A 16167-nucleotide genomic window follows, 5' to 3' on the forward strand; every position below is an offset into this window, starting at 1 on the left:
CTGCTGCGAAGTCATCATCCGAGGATAGGCGGCGGCCTCCGGCTATGAACGGACTGCCGGATCATCCGACGCCATTCCGTCTGTCGGCAATATCACCCGTGGATCGGACCGGCTGAGGAATAAGCGCTCACAGGTACTGCGCGTAGGCGTCGAGGGTGCGCAGCACCTCGCTCACTCCGGCGGGCGGCAGTCGCACGATCACCTCGTCGATGCCGAGGTCGCGGAAGCGGGCGAGTTTTCCGGCGTCGGGGAGCACCGAACTCGGCACCACCGCGGGTCCCTCGGGGCCCCGGCCGGCGTCCTGCCAGGCGGCGCGCAGCCGCGGCAGCGCCTCACCGAGCCCGCGGCCGCCGATGGGCATCCACCCGTCGCCGTACGCCGCGATCTGGGCGAGGGTCCTGGGTCCCGCCGCGCCGCCGATCAGGGTGCGGACCTTGCCGCCGAGCGGCTTGGGGTAGGCGTGGCTGGCCTGGACGGAGGCGAAGTCGCCCGCGTAGCCGACGGGTTCCGGCGCCCACAGGGCGCGCATGAGGGCGATGCGGTCGCGTACGACGTCGCGCCGCCGGGCCCACTCGACGCCGTGGTCGGCGGCCTCCTCGACGTTCCAGCCGAAGCCGACACCGAGGGTGAAGCGGCCGCCCGACAGGTGGTCGAGGGTGGCGATCTGCTTGGCCAGCACGATGGGGTCGTGCTGGGCGACGAGGGTGACGGCGGTGCCGAGTCCGAGCCGTTCGGTGACGGCCGCGGCGGCGGACAGCGCGGCGAAGGCGTCCAGCGTGCGCCCGTACTCCTCGGGCAGCGGTCCGCCGGCCGGGTAGGGCGTGGCGCGGGAGATCGGGATGTGGGTGTGCTCGGGCAGGTACAGCCCGGCGAAGCCGCGCTGCTCCAGCTCCCGGCCCAGCCGTACCGGTGTGATGGTCCGGTCGGTCAGGAAGATCGTCACCGCGATCCGCACGGGCACCTCCGTTGGCTCGGCTCGTCGACCGTCCGATCCTTTCGCGCACGAGCCGTCCTGTCCCCCCGCGGCGCGCGGAACGCCCCCACGGACCGGCCACCCGCACCGGCACCGGCACGGCTGCGCGCCACGGCACCTTCGGGGAGAAGTCCGGGAGGAAGTTCGGGAAGAGGCGCCCCCTCGGGGTGGGGCTCAGCCGCTGACCCTGACCGGCAGCAGGATGCGCCACACCGCGTCCTCCACGCCGTGCACCGCCGCGATCCAGCCGACGTTCTCCTCGTCGGTGCCGAGCCGCACGGCCTGGGCGAGTTCGTCCATGACGTCGGAGAGGTCGCCGTGGCCCATCGCCGCCTCCAGGCGGCCGCCGGCCGAGCCGTCGTCGTGGTAGCGGTGGTAGGCCGCGGCGGTGCGCAGCACGCCGACCGGGCGCCAGCTCTGCGCGAGCCGCCAGACGGGCTCGCCGCAGACCCGTACCCCGTCCGCCTCCACCACCTGGGTGCGGGTGCGGTCGACGGCGAGCGGCGTCCAGCTGTCGGAGCCGGTGAGCACCAGGTCGGGGGCGCACCGCTGGACGGCTCGGGCGACCGCGCCGGTGGCGCCGGGCCCGGGCAGCGGCAGCGGGATCGCGGCCATGCCGGCGTAGAGGCAGCCGAAGAACGCGCCTGCCAGGTCGGGTCCCTGCGGGTACACCAGCATCACCCTGCTGCCCGGCTGCAGTTGGGCGCCGAGCCGGGCGGCGACCGCGCGGGCCCGGCGGTCCAGCTCCGCGTAGCTGCAACCGGCGGTGCCGGTGACGGCCGCGGCGGCGTAGGGGAGTTCGGGCACGCTCTGCGGGCGGCGTTCGGCGCGGTGGCGCAGCAGCGGTCCTGGCAGGCGCGCGACGTCGCCGCCTCGACTGCCGCCGCCGCGGCCGGTCCTGCCGGGCCGGCCCTCGGGCCGGTCCGGGCCGTCGCCGCTCACCGCGGCGGCCCTGGACGGCCCCGGTCCCGCCACGGCGGGCGCGGCGGAAGGCGCCGGGACAGGCGCGACAGGACGCACCGCGGGAGTGGACCGTCCGCGGCGCAGCAGCCGCCGGGCGCGGGCCCCGCCGGCCAGCACGCCGAGCGGTCCGGCCGTGGCGGCTGCGGGTCCCGCGGCGGGGCGGGCTCCGCCGGACCCGAATCCGGCGGTACCGCCGGCGGCGACCAGCGTCGTGGAGCCGGACGCCGGACAGGATTGCGTACCGTGCCCGCTCTGAAGCGGAGCACCGGATGAACCGGGCGTGCACCAGACACACATGAGGGCTCGTTCACCAGCCCTGTCGCAGAACGCACACCGGCTCGGACGAACTCCACACAGCACAACCTCCGCGCACGCACAGACGGAACCTCAAATTCAACCCAACTTTTGCCGCGAGGCCGGATCGGGACCATGCACGGGGTGACCCCGGCGGCCCGACACGGCAAACTGGCACGGACGGTGCCGAGGTCTCGGCTCCACATGCCATGCGGACAACTGTTCCGCCCAGCGATGAACGATAGATATACGCGCGAAGAGCACGGGTCCGGGGAAGTCCCGTGCGCTCGCGGGTGGTTCAGGGGGCAGAGATGGTTACCAGGACGGAGCCGGGCTCAGGCCTGCGGTTCGCGGTCCTCGGCCCGGTACGTGCCTGGCGTGATGACGAGCCGATCGGTACCGGCGCACCTCAGCAGCGCGCGTTGCTCGCCGCGCTGCTGCTGCGCGGCGGCCGTACGGCGACGGCGTCGGAGCTGCTGGACGCGGTGTGGGGTGAGAGTCCGCCCAACACCGCACTGGCCGCGCTGCGTTCGTACGCCTTCCGGCTGCGCAAGGTGCTGGGCAGCCAGGCCCTCGTCACCGACTCCGGCGGCTACGCACTGCACGTGGACACCGATGCGCTGGACTGCGCACTCGCCGAGCGGCTGTCGGCCGAAGCCGAGAAGATCCGCCACACCGATCCGGTGCGCGCGCGTGAACTACTGGCCGAGGCGCTGGAGTTGTGGCACGGCGAGCCGCTGGCCGGGCTGCCGGGACCGCACGCCGAGACGCAGCGCAGCCGGCTCGCCGAGTGGCACCTCGGGCTGGTCGAGGCCCGCCTCGAACTCGACCTGGACCTCGGCGCGCACGCCGAGGCGGTCTCCGAACTGACGGCCCTGTCGGCGGAGCACCCGCTGCGCGAGCGGATACGGGCGCTGCTGATGCTCGCCCTGTACCGCAGCGGCCGGCAGGCCGAGGCGCTCGGCGTCTACGCCGACACCCGCCGCCTGCTCGCCGAGGAACTCGGCATCGACCCCTCGGCCGAACTCTCCGATCTGCACCAGCGCATCCTGGAGGCCGACGCCGGCCTCGCCGCGCCCGCCGGCTCCCACTCCGGACCGGGCGAGCCGGTCCGGCCCGCCCAACTGCCCGCTAGTGTCTCCGACTTCACCGGCCGCGGGTCGGTCGTCAGGGAATTGGGCCAGCAGCTCGCCGAAGCCTCCCAGGAATGCGGCGTGATGGCGGTGTCCGCGGTCGCCGGCATCGGCGGCGTCGGCAAGACCACACTGGCCGTGCACGTCGCCCACGCCGCCCGGGACGCCTTCCCCGACGGCCAGTTGTACGTCGATCTGCAGGGAACCGAGCCGCGTCCCGCCGACCCTGAGGTCGTGCTCGCCGGGTTCCTGCGGGCGCTCGGCGTGCCGAATCCGGCCATTCCCGACTCACTCGCGGAGCGCGCCGCGCTCTACCGCTCGACCCTCGACGGCCGCCGGGTGCTCGCGCTGCTCGACAACGCCTACGACGCCGCGCAGATACGCCAGTTGCTGCCCGGCACCCCCGGCTGCGCGGCGCTGGTCACCAGCCGGGTCCGGATGGTCGACCTGGCCGGCGCGCACCTGGTGGACCTCGACGTGATGTCGCCCGAGGAGGCGCTGCAGCTCTTCAGCCGGGTGGTCGGCGAGGAACGCGTCAGCAGCGAGCGGCAGGCCGCGCTCGACGTGGTCGGCGCCTGCGGCTTCCTGCCGCTGGCCATAAGGATCGCCGCGTCCCGCCTCGCCGCCCGCCGCACCTGGACCGTCTCGGTGCTGGCCCGCAAGCTCGCCGACCACCGGCGGCGGCTGGACGAGCTGCGCGCCGGCGACCTCGCCGTGAAGGCCACCTTCGCCCTCGGCTACGGGCACCTGTCCGCCGACCAGGCGCGCGCCTTCCGGCTGCTGTCGCTGCCCGACGGCCCCGACATCTCGCTCGGCGCGGCCGCCGCGGTCCTCGACCTGGACCTGTACGAGGCCGAGGAGTTGCTGGAGGCGCTCGTCGACATCAGCCTCATCGAGTCGGCGGCCCCGGCCCGCTACCGCTTCCACGACCTGCTGCGGCTCTACGCGCGCGAGTGCGCCGAGCGCGACGAGACCTCCGAGGAGCGGTGCGCCGCGCTGTCCCGGCTGCTGGACTTCTACCTCGCGTCGGCGGCCGCGTCGTACGAGCTGGAGAACCCCGGCGACCGGGTGCTGCAGCACCTCGCGCCGACCCGGCGCGCCGGCATGGCCTTCGACAGCCGCGAGGACGCCCTGGAGTGGCTCTTCTCCGAAGGCCAGGGGCTGCTGGCGGCCGTCGAGCAGGCCGCCGACGGCGGCTGCGAGAGCCCGACCCGGCGCGGGGTCGACCTGATGCTGGTCGCCTGGGACCTGATGGAGTCCGGCATCTACACCCGGCAGTACGAGCAGGCCGCCCGCTCCCTGGTGACCACCGCGCACGCCTGCGCGGACCCGCTCGTCGAGGGCAGGGCGCGGGTGCTGATGGCCCAACTGCTGCGGATGACCGGCCGGTTCGCCGAGTGCGACGAGGAGGCGCGGCGCGCCATGATCGTCGGAGTGGCCGCCGGGGACCCCCTCACGTGCAGCTACGCGCCGAACGTCCGGGGCATCGTCGCGCACAAGGACCGCCGCTACCAGGAGAGCGCCGCCTTCCACACCGCCGCGCTCGACGCCTTCCGCGCCGACCACAACCAGCACGGCGAGGCGTCCGCGCTGGCCAACCTCGGCTGGGCGCAGCTCGCGCTGGGCGACGAGGCGGCGGCGGTGGCCAGCTGCCAGCAGGTGCTGGAGATCCACCGCGAGCTGGACAGCGGCCGCGGACTCGGCAACGGCCTGTACGCGCTGAGCATCCCGCTGACCGCCTCCGGCCGCCTCGACGAGGCGCTGGCCTGCCTGACCGAGGCGCTGCCGATCTTCCGCGACGCCCGGCAGCAGTTCTGGGAGGGCATGACCCTCTACCGGCTCGCCGAGGTGCACCAGACGGCCGGCCGCTGGCGTCAGGCGGCCTCCCACGTGGAGCAGTCGCTCGTCCTGCTGCGCGAGGTGGGCGGCGAGTGGCGCACCGCCAACGCGCTCACCATGCTGGGGCGTGCGCTGGCGGGCCTGGACCAACCGGTCCGCGCCCACGCGTGCTGGCAGGACGCGCTGGGCATCTACACCGCGCTCGGGTCACCCGAGGCGCAGGACGTGCGCGGGCTGCTCGGCGGCGAGCCGCCGTCCGCCGTCGCCGTGTAACAGCTCCGATCGCACCGGTCAACAGAACCGTTTATCGGTTGATTATCGCCCCCTGCCACGATTCCATCACTGCACATGAGCTGCCCGCCCGGCGGCGTACGGGGGTTGTCACCGGGCGGGCTTGGCACCGGCACGTCCCCAGAAACACAGGAGCGCACCATGAGCACCGAGATTCCGCCGACCGAGACGACCGAGCCCGTCGCTCCCGCCCCCGCGCCCAAGAGCGGGCCGGTGAAGCCGGACAACCAGTACAACGACATCATCGCCCCCGACCTCGCCGAGGCCGTCGCCGCGCCGGCGGCGAAGACCACCGCCAAGACGGGTGGCGTCCACACGAACAACCAGTACAACGACTCGGCTCCCAAGGGCTGACCGAGCGTCACGGTCCTGACCGCAGCAGACCACGGGCGGGGGGACGCGGGACCGACTTCTCACGGACACCCGGTACTCCAGGGGGATACCGGGCACCAGGGGAGGACGTCAGGGGGACGACACGGTCCCGCGTCAGGCCAGGGGGAACGGGGGGAACGGGGGAACGGGGGAATCGGGGGGAAGCGGGGGGGCACGGGGGGAACGGGGGGAAAAGGGGGAGCCCAGGGGACCGGGAAGTCGGGGGGCCGAACGCAATTCCCGGGGGCTGAGGACTGACCGCGGCGCGGAGGGGGCGCCGCGGTCAGTCGCGTTCGCGGGCCCTCCCGCGGGGAGACGGACCGCGGACCGCGGACCGCGCGGAGACGGACGGCGGCAGCCGGGCGGGCGGCGAGGAACGCGCGCGCGTCAGGCGCGGCGCGAGCTGGCGCCCGTACCCTTCGCGGCGTCGAGCGCGTAGACGCAGCGGTCCTTGGAGCAGGCGTAGACGACCCCGTCGGCCGCGACCGGCGAGCCGGTGATCTCGCCGCCGGTCTCCAGCCGCCAGCGCAGCTGACCACCCTGCGCGTCGACCGTGTACAGGCAGTGGTCCTTGGAGCCGAAGTGCACCCGGCCGCCGGCGACCGCGGGCGAGCCGACGATCTCGCCCTGGGCGGCGAACCGCCAGCGCGGGGTGCCGCTGACCGCGTCCAGCGTGTAGAGGGCGCTGCCGGCGCCGAGGTGCACCGCGCCCGCAGTGACGACGACCGGCTCGACGGACTGCCGGGGCTCGGTGGAGACCCGCCAGCGGTCCCTGCCGTCGGCCGGATCGAGCGCGTAGACGGTGCCGACGTGGTCGGTGACGTAGACGCCGCCGCCGGTCGCTCCGGCGCCGGGGACGTACGCGGGCGGCGCGAACATCACCGCGGGCCCCTCGAACCGCCAGCGCTCCGCGCCGCTGCGCACGTCGAGCGCGAACACCCGGGTGCCCGCGGTGAGATACAGGGTGCCGCCGGCGATCACCGGCCGGGTCGGCACCGAGCCGGCCGTGCCGGGCTCGCCGACCGGGTACGACCAGCGCTCCGCGCCGCCGGCCGCGTCGACCGCGTGCAGCAGACCGCCGCCCTGGTAGTAGACGGTGCCGTCGACGATCGCAGGACCGGAGTCCGGCGACTCGAACTCGGTCTGCGCGCCGCCGCGTTCCCAGCGCAGGGTGCCGCGGGCGGCGTCCCACGCCTGCACGCCGCCGCCCCGGGTGCCGGTGACGACGATCCCGGCGGCGGTGTCCGCGCGGACCGCGTACACCCAGCCGTCGACGGAGGTGCGCCAGCGGTCGCCGCCGTCGGCCGCGTCGAGCGCGAACAGGCTGGGGCCGTCGGAGGCGTGGATCCGGCCGCCGGCCACCGCCATCGTCCAGGCGACGTCGCGGGTCTTGAACTGCCGCCGGCCGCTGGCCGTGTCCAGGGCGTGCACTTCGAAGGAGGTGACGTAGAGCAGGCCGGCGCTGACCGCGGGCGTGCCCCACACGTCGTTCGACATGCGGAAGCGCCAGGGGCGCCACTCCCCCGGCGGTGTCACGGGCGCTGTCTGCTGCGGTACGGGCGGGGTGGGCCGTGCGCCGTGCGCGGGCTGGCCGCCGTGGGCCGGCAGGGCGGCCCGGTGGGCGCCGCCGCGCGTCCGCACCCACTCGGTACCGGGTACCGGAGCGGGCGCGGGCTTGCGTCCGCCGGCCTCGGCGACCCGCAGGCCGGGGCCGATCGGCGCGGAACCGGCGAGCTGCACCGGCGGCGCGGTGAGGGGCTCGGGGCGGTGGCCGCCGTCCCTGTCGTGTCCGGGGGCTGCTTCCTGTCCCGGGGCGCCGCGCGGGGTCTGCGGCGGCCGGGGCGGCGACTGCGGCAGCGGCGGCGCGTGCACCGGAACCTGCGGAGGCGGCATCTGGGGCACGGGGACCTGCGGGCCGGACGGCTGCACGCCGAGGCCCTGCGGCCGGGCGGCGTGGGCGCCGCGCCCGCTGCCCGCGGGTACGGCGGAGCGGCCGCTGCGGCGCTGCTCTATCAGCGCCACCGCGCCGGGCGGCAGCCACGCGGAGGCGGTGCCGGTGTCGTCCCCGGCCGAGGAGAACAGGTGCGGAGCGAGCTGCGCCTGCAGGTCGGCGGGGGTGGGGCGGCGCTCGGCCTCCATCCGCATGCAGGACTCGATGAGCGGGCGCAGTTCGTCGGGCAGCCCGGCCAGGTCGGGGCCCTCGCGCAGCAGCATGAACACGGTCTCGACCGGGTTGGCCCCGTGGAAGGGCGCGTGGCCGGTGGCGGCGAAGACGAGGGTGGAGCCGAGCGAGAAGATGTCGCTGGCGCCGCGCACGCTGCGCGAGTCGCGGGCCTGCTCGGGCGACATGTAGGCGGGGGTGCCGACCGCGACGTTCGTCATCGTCAGCCGGGTGTTGGAGACGCCGGAGGCGATGCCGAAGTCGATCACGCGGGGGCCGTCCTCGACGACCAGCACGTTGGACGGCTTCATGTCGCGGTGCACCAGGCCCGCGGCGTGGATCGACTGGAGCGCCTCGGCGATGCCGGCGGCGAGCCAGCGCACCGCCTGCGCGGGCATCGGCCCCGACTCGTTGACGATCTCCTCGAGCGAGGGCGCCGGTACGTAGGCGGTGGCCAGCCAGGGCACGGCGGCGCGCGGGTCGGCGTCGACGACGGCGGCGGTGTAGAAGCCGGAGACCGCGCGGGCGGCCTCGACCTCACGCGTGAAGCGGACCCGGAACAGCTGGTCCTCGGCCAGTTCGGCCCGCACGGTCTTGATCGCGACACGTCGTCCGGAGGCCGAGCGGGCCAGATAGACCAGCCCCATGCCGCCGGCACCGAGCCGGCCCAGCACCTCGAAAGGGCCGATCCGCCTCGGGTCGTGCTGCGTCAGCTGCTCCACCACTGCCCTGCCACCTCCCCGTACCCGCGCCGTCCGCGGCCGTTCCCCGTGCTTCCGGCCCCATGCGGCCCGTCGCTGGCTCCCGCGCCAGGGTACGGGCCTGATTCTTCCTGGGATGAGCGCCTGTTGCGAACCCGGGGCTGCCGCGACACGCCCCCGGAGCGAACTCGTTATCATCCGCCTCCGTGGCGCACCGCGGCCACCGAGGACGCCTGCTGCCGCTCGTACGGATGAAAACGCCACCCGCCGCACCGTCCGGGGGAACCGGAGCGGGGCCGGCGGACGGGGGAGCCGGGGCCGGGCTGCGCGTCGGGCGATGTCGGGTCGCGTCGGGCGATGTCGGGTCGCGCGTCGGACTAGGCGCCGGGACCCGGGTCGCCCGTGCGCTGGACGTCGATGACCGCGAAGCCCGCGCCCTGGTCGTCGGCGACGAGCGCCGTCCGTCCGAAGGGCGAGTCGTGCGGCTCGTGCATCACCTGGCCGCCGAGGCGGCGTACGGTCTCGGCGGCCGCGTCGCAGTCGTCGACGACGAAGTACGTCTGGTAGGCGGCGGGCGCGTCCGCGGGCAGGTCGCCGCCGCGCTGCATCCGCCCGGCCACCTGGCTGCCCGGCGTACCGGGGAGGGTGCCGGGGAGCGACCAGACCTTGTAGTCGAAGTGCGTGCCGTCGCCGATCTGCTGCGCCTCGTACCCGAACACCGCCTCGTAGAAGGGGTCGACGGCGGCCGCGTCCTTGGTGTGGTTCTCGGTCCAGCAGTACGCGCCCGGCTCGTTGACGACCGCGAAGCCGGGGTGCGAGCCGGCCTGCCAGACGCCGAAGAAGGAGCCGCCGGGGTCGAGCGCGCCCAGCATCACCCCGCTGTCGCCGACGGTGTCCGGGCCGAAGAGGACCTGGCCGCCGGCCTCGCGGATGCGGTCCGCCGTCGCGGCGGCGTCGTCGGACGCGAAGTGGACCCCCCAGGCGGTGGGCATGGCGGGGTCCACCGCGGCCATCAGAGCCGCCGCGGGCTTCCCGCCGCTGTGCGCCATCGTGTAGTGACCGAACGCCTCGCCCTGGTCGTGGAACGTCCAGCCGAACAGCTGCCCGTAGAAGCGGCGTCCGGCCGCCAGATCGGGCAGGGACACGTCGGCCCAGCAGGGGGCGCCTTCACTGAATCCGGGCATGGCCGCGACCTCTCTGCTGTGTGCGGGGCGATGGACCGCGGACGGACCGCGGATGGATTGCGGACCGCTTGCGCGGGGACCGCGACGGGGTGTCACAGCCACCGTAATCAGTGACGCAGCTCACTGCACAGACCCTCATTCGAACATACGGTCAATTCTTTTCAGTCACCGCGAAACGGCGCCACAAAAGACGACAAATCGCTCTTTCGCCGCACCGCACACACCGAAAGCGGCCTTCGGGCCGACGCCACAAAAGCCCCTCTGAGCTGCTGCTTCATCAAGCGGATTCGTCGATTCCCCGTTTGCACGCGGTCAGATCGCGCGCTGATCACGCGTCGGTAAACTGACGGCATGACAGGACAAGTTCGCACCGTTGACGGCCGCGTGGCGGGCCGCCGCGGACAGGCGACGCGGCAGAAGCTGCTCGACTGCCTCGGCGAGATGCTCAGCACGTCGCCGTACCGCGACGTCAAGGTGATCGACGTCGCCCGGATGGCGGGCACCTCCCCCGCAACGTTCTACCAGTACTTCCCCGACGTCGAGGGCGCCGTGCTGGAGCTCGCCGACGAGATGGCCAAGGAGGGCGCCGGGCTGACCGGGCTCGTCGCCGGCCGCACCTGGGCGGGCAAGGCCGGCGCCCAGGCGGCCGAGGCACTGGTCGACGGCTTCCTCTCCTTCTGGCGCAGGAACGACGCCATCCTGCGCGTCGTCGACCTGGGCGCGGCAGAAGGGGACAAGCGGTTCCACAAGATCCGCACGAAGGTCCTCAGCGCCGTGACCGGCTCGCTGGCCGAGTCCATCAAGGAGCTGCAGTCCAAGGGACGGGTCGACAAGGAGGTCAGCGCACCGGCCGTGGCCGCGGCCCTGGTCGCCATGCTGGCCGCGGTCGCGGGCCACCAGAAAGGTTTCACCGGCTCCGGGGTCAAGCAGGCCGACCTCAAGCCGAGTCTGGCGCTGCTGGTGCACCTCGGTGTGACCGGCAAGAAGCCGCCGAAGTAGCCGCGCAGCGACCGCACCGCCGCACCTCCGCGACGGTCCTGGCCGCCACCGCCACGGCTGCCGCCCGCCGCCAGCCCGCCACGCGATCCTCCGTCCTGCCATACCGCACGTCAGCCCCGCCCGTCAGCCTCTGGCGCGGGCGCCGCACATCGCCTCGGGGGAGGCGGCGGCGCCCGCGCCGCCGTCTGCCCCGGGCCGGCCCGCGGCCCGCCCGGCGACGCGGGCGGGCGCGCCCGGCATGATGGCGGGCATGACGAGCAGCCCGACGCCGCCCGAACGCCCGCGGCGCAGCGTCCTGTCCCGCTTCCTGTCCCCCGGCCCCGACTCCTCGACCGCGCAGCTGCGCGCCTACGCCGCGGTGTGGGCGCTCCTGCTGCCGGTGTGGATCAGCGCCCAGTGGTGGACGCACCCCGACACCCTGCGCCGGGTGCTCTGGGTGCTGCTCGCGGTCATCTCGGTGACCCAGACGCTGAGCGCCGTCGCGCTGCTGCGCAAGCGCCGCTGAATCGTCCCCGTGGGGGCCGCCCGCCGCGCGGTGCGGGGTGGCGACGGCCGCGCGCCCAGGAGGCGTTCGCGCACCGGGACTACGCCCGCACCCCGCCGAGGGGTTACCTTCCGATACCACCGTCTTTTCGCCGTACGACCTTTCAGGCTCCAGGAGTTCCCACCATGGCCGAGTCCTCCACCGCCGTCCCGGACGCGCCCGCCGGCACCGCGGCGCCCGACGCCCTCGTCATCGGCGCAGGCCCCGGCGGCCTGGCAGCGGCCGCGGCACTGCGGGCGCGCGGGCTGCGCCCGCTCGTCGTGGAGCGCGCGGAGAACCTGGGCGCCTCCTGGCGGTCCCACTACGACCGGCTGCACCTGCACACCACCCGCCGGCTGTCGGCGCTGCCGGGGCTGCCGATCCCGCGCGCCTACGGCCGCTGGGTGGGGCGCGACGACGTGGTGCGCTACCTGGAGCAGTACGCGGACCACCACGACCTGGACATAGCCACCGGCATAGAGGTCCAGCGGGTCGAGAAGGCGGCCGGCGGCGGATGGGAACTGCCCGCCACCGGCGGCCGGATGCTGACGTCCGCCGTGGTCGTGGTGGCCACCGGCCACAACCACACGCCGTACGTGCCCGACTGGCCCGGCCGCGACACCTTCACGGGCGATCTCCTGCACGCGTCGGACTACCGCAACGCGACCCCGTACGCCGGCCGGGACGTGCTGGTGGTGGGGATCGGGAACACCGGCGCGGAGATCGCGGTGGACCTCGTCGAAGGCGGCGCGGGGCGGGTGCGCCTCGCGGTGCGGACCGCGCCGCACATCCTGCGCCGCTCCACCGCGGGGTGGCCCGCGCAGGCCAGCGGCATCCTGTGCCGCCGGCTGCCGACCGGTGTGGTCGACCGGATCGCCCCGTACATCGAGCGGGCCGGGGTGCCGGACCTGACTCCTTACGGGCTGCCCCGGCCCGACTCCGGGCTCTACTCGCGCGTGCGCGAGGGCGCGATCCCGGTGCAGGACGTGGGCCTGATCAAAGCGGTCCGCTCCCGGCGGGTCGAACCGGTCGCCGCGGTCGAGCGGTTCGACGGCGCGAAGGTGCACCTCGCGGACGGCACGGAGGTCGGCGCCGAGGTGGTCATCGCCGCCACCGGCTACCGCCGCGGCCTCGAACCGCTCGTCGGCCACCTGGGGGTGCTCGACGAGCGGGGCCGCCCCGCCGTGCACGGCGCGCGCACGCCTCCCGGGGCGCCCGGCCTCTACTTCACCGGCTTCACCAACCCCATCAGCGGCATGTTCCGCGAGATGGCGATCGACGCGCGCAAGATCGCGCGGGCGGTGTCCCGCGCCCGGTGACCGCACCCGGTGACGGCGGCTGGGCCGCCCGACGCGCGACGGGCGGCCGGCGCGCGTCGCGCGGGGAGGCCGGTCGCACGGCCGGCGAGGGCCCAGGGGCCATGGGGCCATGGGGCCATGGGGCCAAGGGGCCAAGGTGACGCTGCGTCACTCGCGCGGGTGAATCCGGGCCTGGGCCGGAACACCCGCGGCCGTGCGAGGCGTTCAGCCGGTGACCGCCACCGCGGGAGGACCGGCAGGCCGGTGGCGGATGACCAGGGACATCAGCGCGGCGACCGCGCACAGGGCACCGGAGGAGTACCAGACGACGTCGTACGAACCGAGCGCGTCACGCGCGACACCGCCGAGGTAGGCCACCAGCGCGGCGCCGAGCTGGTGCGCGGCCAGCACCCAGCCGAAGACGATCGCGCTGTTCTCGCCGTAGTGCTGACGGCACAGCGCGATGGTCGGCGGCACGGTGGCCACCCAGTCGAGTCCGTAGAAGACGATGAACAGCACCATCGAGGGGTGGATGCTGTCCGAGAACAGCATGGGGAGGAACATCAGCGACAGACCGCGCAGCCCGTAGTAGAGCGCGAGCAGCCGCCGCGGCGAGATGCGGTCGGTGAACCAGCCCGAGGCCACCGTGCCCGCGATGTCGAACAGGCCGATCACGGCGAGCAGTGAGGCCGCGGTCGTCACCGGCAGCCCGTGGTCGTGCGCGGCGGGCACGAAGTGGGTCTTCACCAGGCCGTTGGTGGACGCGCCGCAGATCGCGAAGCTGCCCGCCAGCAGCCAGAAGGTGCCGGTGCGGGACGCCTCGCGCAGCGCCCGCAGCGCGCGCCCCGCGGCTCCGCGGACCGGCGCCGGCTTGGGGACGAACTCCGGTGCCCCGTAGGGCGCCAGGCCGACGTCGGCGGGGTGGTCGCGCAGCAGGAACCACACGAACGGCACGACCGCGATCGCCGCGCACGCCACCGTCGCCGCGGCCGGACGCCACCCGTGGTGCTCGGTGATCCAGGACAGCAGCGGCAGGAACACCAGTTGCCCGGCCGCGCCGCCCGCGGTCAGCATGCCGGTGACCAGGCCCCGCCGGGCCACGAACCAGCGGTTGGTGACGGTCGCGGCGAAGGCCAGCGCCATCGAGCCGCTGCCGAGTCCGACCAGGACGCCCCAGCAGAGCACGAGTTGCCAGCTCTGCGTCATCCGGACGGTCAGCGCGGAGCCGAGCGCGATGGTGGTCAGCGCGAGCACCACGACGCGGCGGATGCCGAACCGGTCCATCAGCGCGGCCGCGAACGGCGCGGTCAGGCCGTACAGCGCCAGGTTGACCGACACGGCGAAGCCGATCATGCCGCGGGACCAGCCGAACTCGGTGTGCAGCGGGTCGATCAGCAGGCCGGGCAGCGAGGCGAAGGCGGCCGAGCCGACGATCGTCACGAAGGTGACGGCGGCGACCGCCCAGGCGCGGTGCGGCCGGGGGCGGCGGGAGCCGGGGAGGACCGGCTCCGGCCCGGTCGGAGCGGGCGCGGGAACGTGCGATGTCTGCGTCACCCGATCAGTGTCCGGGGCGGGTCGACCGGCGACGAGTGGCCCGAGGGCCATGGTGTGCAAGAATCGGGCCATGAGGCGCACCCCGTCGGACCCGCCGCAGCGTTCGAGGCGGCCGGAGCGTTCGCACCAGCCGGAGCAGCCCGCCGCGGTGTTCCAGCACCGGGACCGCCACCGCGTCGCGGTCTTCGCGCTCGACGGCGTGATCCCGTTCGAACTCGGCATCCCCTTGCGGATCTTCGGCGGGGCCGAGCACCCGGAGGACGGCTCGCCGCTCTACGAGATCGCCACGTGCGGCCTGCGCCCCGGCCCGGTGCGCACCGACGCGGACTTCCCGATCCTCGTCGAGCACGGCACGCAGGCCCTGTCCGAGGCGGACACCGTGGTGTTCCCCGCCTCGCACGAACTGGGCCCGGTCTTCACCGAGGGGCGGCTGACCCCGCCGCTCACCGCGGCCTTCGCCGCGATCCGGCCGGGGACGCGGATCGTGTCGATCTGCACCGGGTCGTTCCTGCTGGCGGCGGCCGGTCTGCTGGACGGCCGCCCGGCGACCACGCACTGGACCAGCGCCGACCACTTCCAGCGGGTCTTCCCGCGGGTCAGGGTCGACCCGGACGTCCTCTACGTCGACGACGGCGACGTGCTGACCTCGGCCGGCGTCGCCGCCGGGATCGACCTGTGCCTGCACATCGTGCGGCGGGACTTCGGCACCGCGGTCGCCAACTCGGTGGCCCGTCGCACCGTCGTGCCGCCGCACCGGGAGGGCGGCCAGGCCCAGTACGTGCGGCGCCCGCTGCCCGAGCCGCAGACCTCGGGCACCGAGCGGGCCCGCGCCTGGGCGCTCGACCGGCTCGACCAGCCGCTGTCGCTGCGGCAGTTGGCGGAGCGCGAGTCGATGAGCGTACGGACCTTCACCCGGCGATTCCGCGACGAGGTGGGGATGAGCCCCGGCCGGTGGCTGACCCAGCAGCGGGTCGAGCACGCACGGCAGTTGCTGGAGTCGACGGATCTCGCCGTGGACGCCGTCGCGCGGCGCTGCGGGTTCGGCACCGCCGCGTCCATGCGGCAGCACCTCCAGGCGGCGCTGGGCGTCTCCCCGACGGTGTACCGCAGGACGTTCCAGACCTCGGCGAGGGCGGCCGCGGGCGTCTAGCGGCGGTCACGGCGGCGAGTGCGGCGATCGTGACGCCCGCCGCGGGGGGGCGACGACGGGCCGGACCGGACAGGACAGGAGGCCCAGGTCAGGACCGGAGGCTCAGGTCAGGACCGCGCCGCGGTCGACCTCGCACCAGATCTGCTTGCCGCCGCCCTCGGGCTGCCAGCCCCAGCGGTCGGCGAGGCCGTCGACGAGTTCGAGGCCGCGGCCGCCCGTCTCCTCGCGTCCCGCGTGGCGCGGGGCCGGCGGGGCCTGGCTGGTGTCGGCGACCTCCACCCGTACCGGAGCGGCGGGGGCGGACGGGAAGAGCATGCGCAGCACCGCGGGGCAGCCGGTGTGGACGACCGCGTTGGTGACGAGTTCCGAGATCAGCAGGATCAGCGTCTCGGCGACCGGCTCGTCGGCTCCTATCCCGGAGCCCACCAGCCGCGACCTGGCCCATCGGCGAGCCCGCCCCACCTCGGCGGGGTCGACACCGACCTCCAGCTGCACCTGAAGCACCTTCACTGTTCACACCATCCGAACCGGCGGACACGACGCCTCACGCCTGTCCAAGATCACCGTGCGTGACCTCGACAGCACACAGCATGATCGACCGACAGTCACCCCAACAAGCGCTTCGGGCATATTCCAGCGCGAAGGACGGGGCGTGCCGCATACTGTGCGGCGCATGGGGCGAGACCGCGCGCGCCCCGCCTGGACGCCCGTCCGGACCGACCGGACGGCGCC

The 16167-nt window shown here is 74.5% G+C and carries 12 protein-coding genes; 6 read left to right on the forward strand and 6 right to left on the reverse strand.

From position 1 onward, the window contains the following. Positions 1-127 precede the first annotated feature (127 nt). Entirely contained in the window at positions 128-955 is an 828-nt protein-coding gene (locus V2S66_RS26000) for a TIGR03619 family F420-dependent LLM class oxidoreductase (RefSeq protein WP_330799014.1), read from the reverse strand. 192 nt (positions 956-1147) lie between these two features. Next, a complete protein-coding gene (locus V2S66_RS26005) occupies positions 1148-1915 on the reverse strand; it encodes an AMP-binding protein (RefSeq protein WP_330799015.1) in 768 nt (255 codons plus the stop codon). 626 nt (positions 1916-2541) lie between these two features. Here V2S66_RS26005 and V2S66_RS26010 point away from each other — a divergent pair. Together V2S66_RS26010 and V2S66_RS26015 are read left to right on the forward strand one after the other, a co-directional pair. Then, positions 2542-5475: an AfsR/SARP family transcriptional regulator gene (locus V2S66_RS26010; RefSeq protein WP_330799016.1), complete on the forward strand. Its 2934-nt coding sequence runs from the start codon at positions 2542-2544 to the stop codon at positions 5473-5475. A gap of 159 nt (positions 5476-5634) precedes the next feature. Further along, positions 5635-5847: a hypothetical protein gene (locus V2S66_RS26015; protein ID WP_330799017.1), complete on the forward strand. Its 213-nt coding sequence runs from the start codon at positions 5635-5637 to the stop codon at positions 5845-5847. A 405-nt stretch (positions 5848-6252) separates the two neighbouring features. Here the strand turns inward: V2S66_RS26015 and V2S66_RS26020 are convergent, their stop codons facing one another. Beyond that, positions 6253-8751: an outer membrane protein assembly factor BamB family protein gene (locus V2S66_RS26020; protein WP_330799020.1), complete on the reverse strand. Its 2499-nt coding sequence runs from the start codon at positions 8749-8751 to the stop codon at positions 6253-6255. A gap of 353 nt (positions 8752-9104) precedes the next feature. Next, a complete protein-coding gene (locus tag V2S66_RS26025; protein ID WP_330799023.1) occupies positions 9105-9911 on the reverse strand; it encodes a VOC family protein in 807 nt (268 codons plus the stop codon). Positions 9912-10262: 351 nt separating this feature from the next. Between V2S66_RS26025 and V2S66_RS26030 the strand changes: the two genes are divergently transcribed. From V2S66_RS26030 to V2S66_RS26040, 3 genes are all read left to right on the forward strand, one after another. After that, positions 10263-10910, forward strand: a complete 648-nt coding sequence (locus tag V2S66_RS26030; RefSeq protein ID WP_330799025.1) for a TetR/AcrR family transcriptional regulator — start codon at positions 10263-10265, stop codon at positions 10908-10910. A gap of 250 nt (positions 10911-11160) precedes the next feature. Continuing rightward, positions 11161-11415 (forward strand): hypothetical protein, encoded by a 255-nt coding sequence (locus V2S66_RS26035; RefSeq protein WP_330799027.1) that lies wholly within the window; start codon positions 11161-11163, stop codon positions 11413-11415. A gap of 164 nt (positions 11416-11579) precedes the next feature. Then, positions 11580-12752, forward strand: a complete 1173-nt coding sequence (locus V2S66_RS26040) for a flavin-containing monooxygenase (RefSeq protein WP_330799030.1) — start codon at positions 11580-11582, stop codon at positions 12750-12752. A gap of 204 nt (positions 12753-12956) precedes the next feature. Here the strand turns inward: V2S66_RS26040 and V2S66_RS26045 are convergent, their stop codons facing one another. Beyond that, complete coding sequence (locus V2S66_RS26045) at positions 12957-14336, reverse strand: MFS transporter (RefSeq protein WP_330799147.1); 1380 nt, start codon at positions 14334-14336, stop codon at positions 12957-12959. Between the two features lie 19 nt (positions 14337-14355). Here V2S66_RS26045 and V2S66_RS26050 point away from each other — a divergent pair, with 19 nt between their 5' ends. Then, a complete protein-coding gene (locus V2S66_RS26050) occupies positions 14356-15435 on the forward strand; it encodes a GlxA family transcriptional regulator (RefSeq protein WP_330799032.1) in 1080 nt (359 codons plus the stop codon). A gap of 102 nt (positions 15436-15537) precedes the next feature. Here V2S66_RS26050 and V2S66_RS26055 read toward each other — a convergent pair whose 3' ends face one another. Then, the gene (locus tag V2S66_RS26055) at positions 15538-15945 is read right to left on the reverse strand and encodes an ATP-binding protein (RefSeq protein ID WP_330799034.1); all 408 of its coding nucleotides are present in this window, start codon (positions 15943-15945) and stop codon (positions 15538-15540) included. Between the last annotated feature and the right edge of the window lie 222 nt (positions 15946-16167).

The sequence above is a fragment of the Actinacidiphila polyblastidii genome (genome assembly GCF_036353415.1).
In the GTDB taxonomy this organism is placed as follows: Bacteria; Actinomycetota; Actinomycetes; order Streptomycetales; family Streptomycetaceae; genus Actinacidiphila; species Actinacidiphila polyblastidii.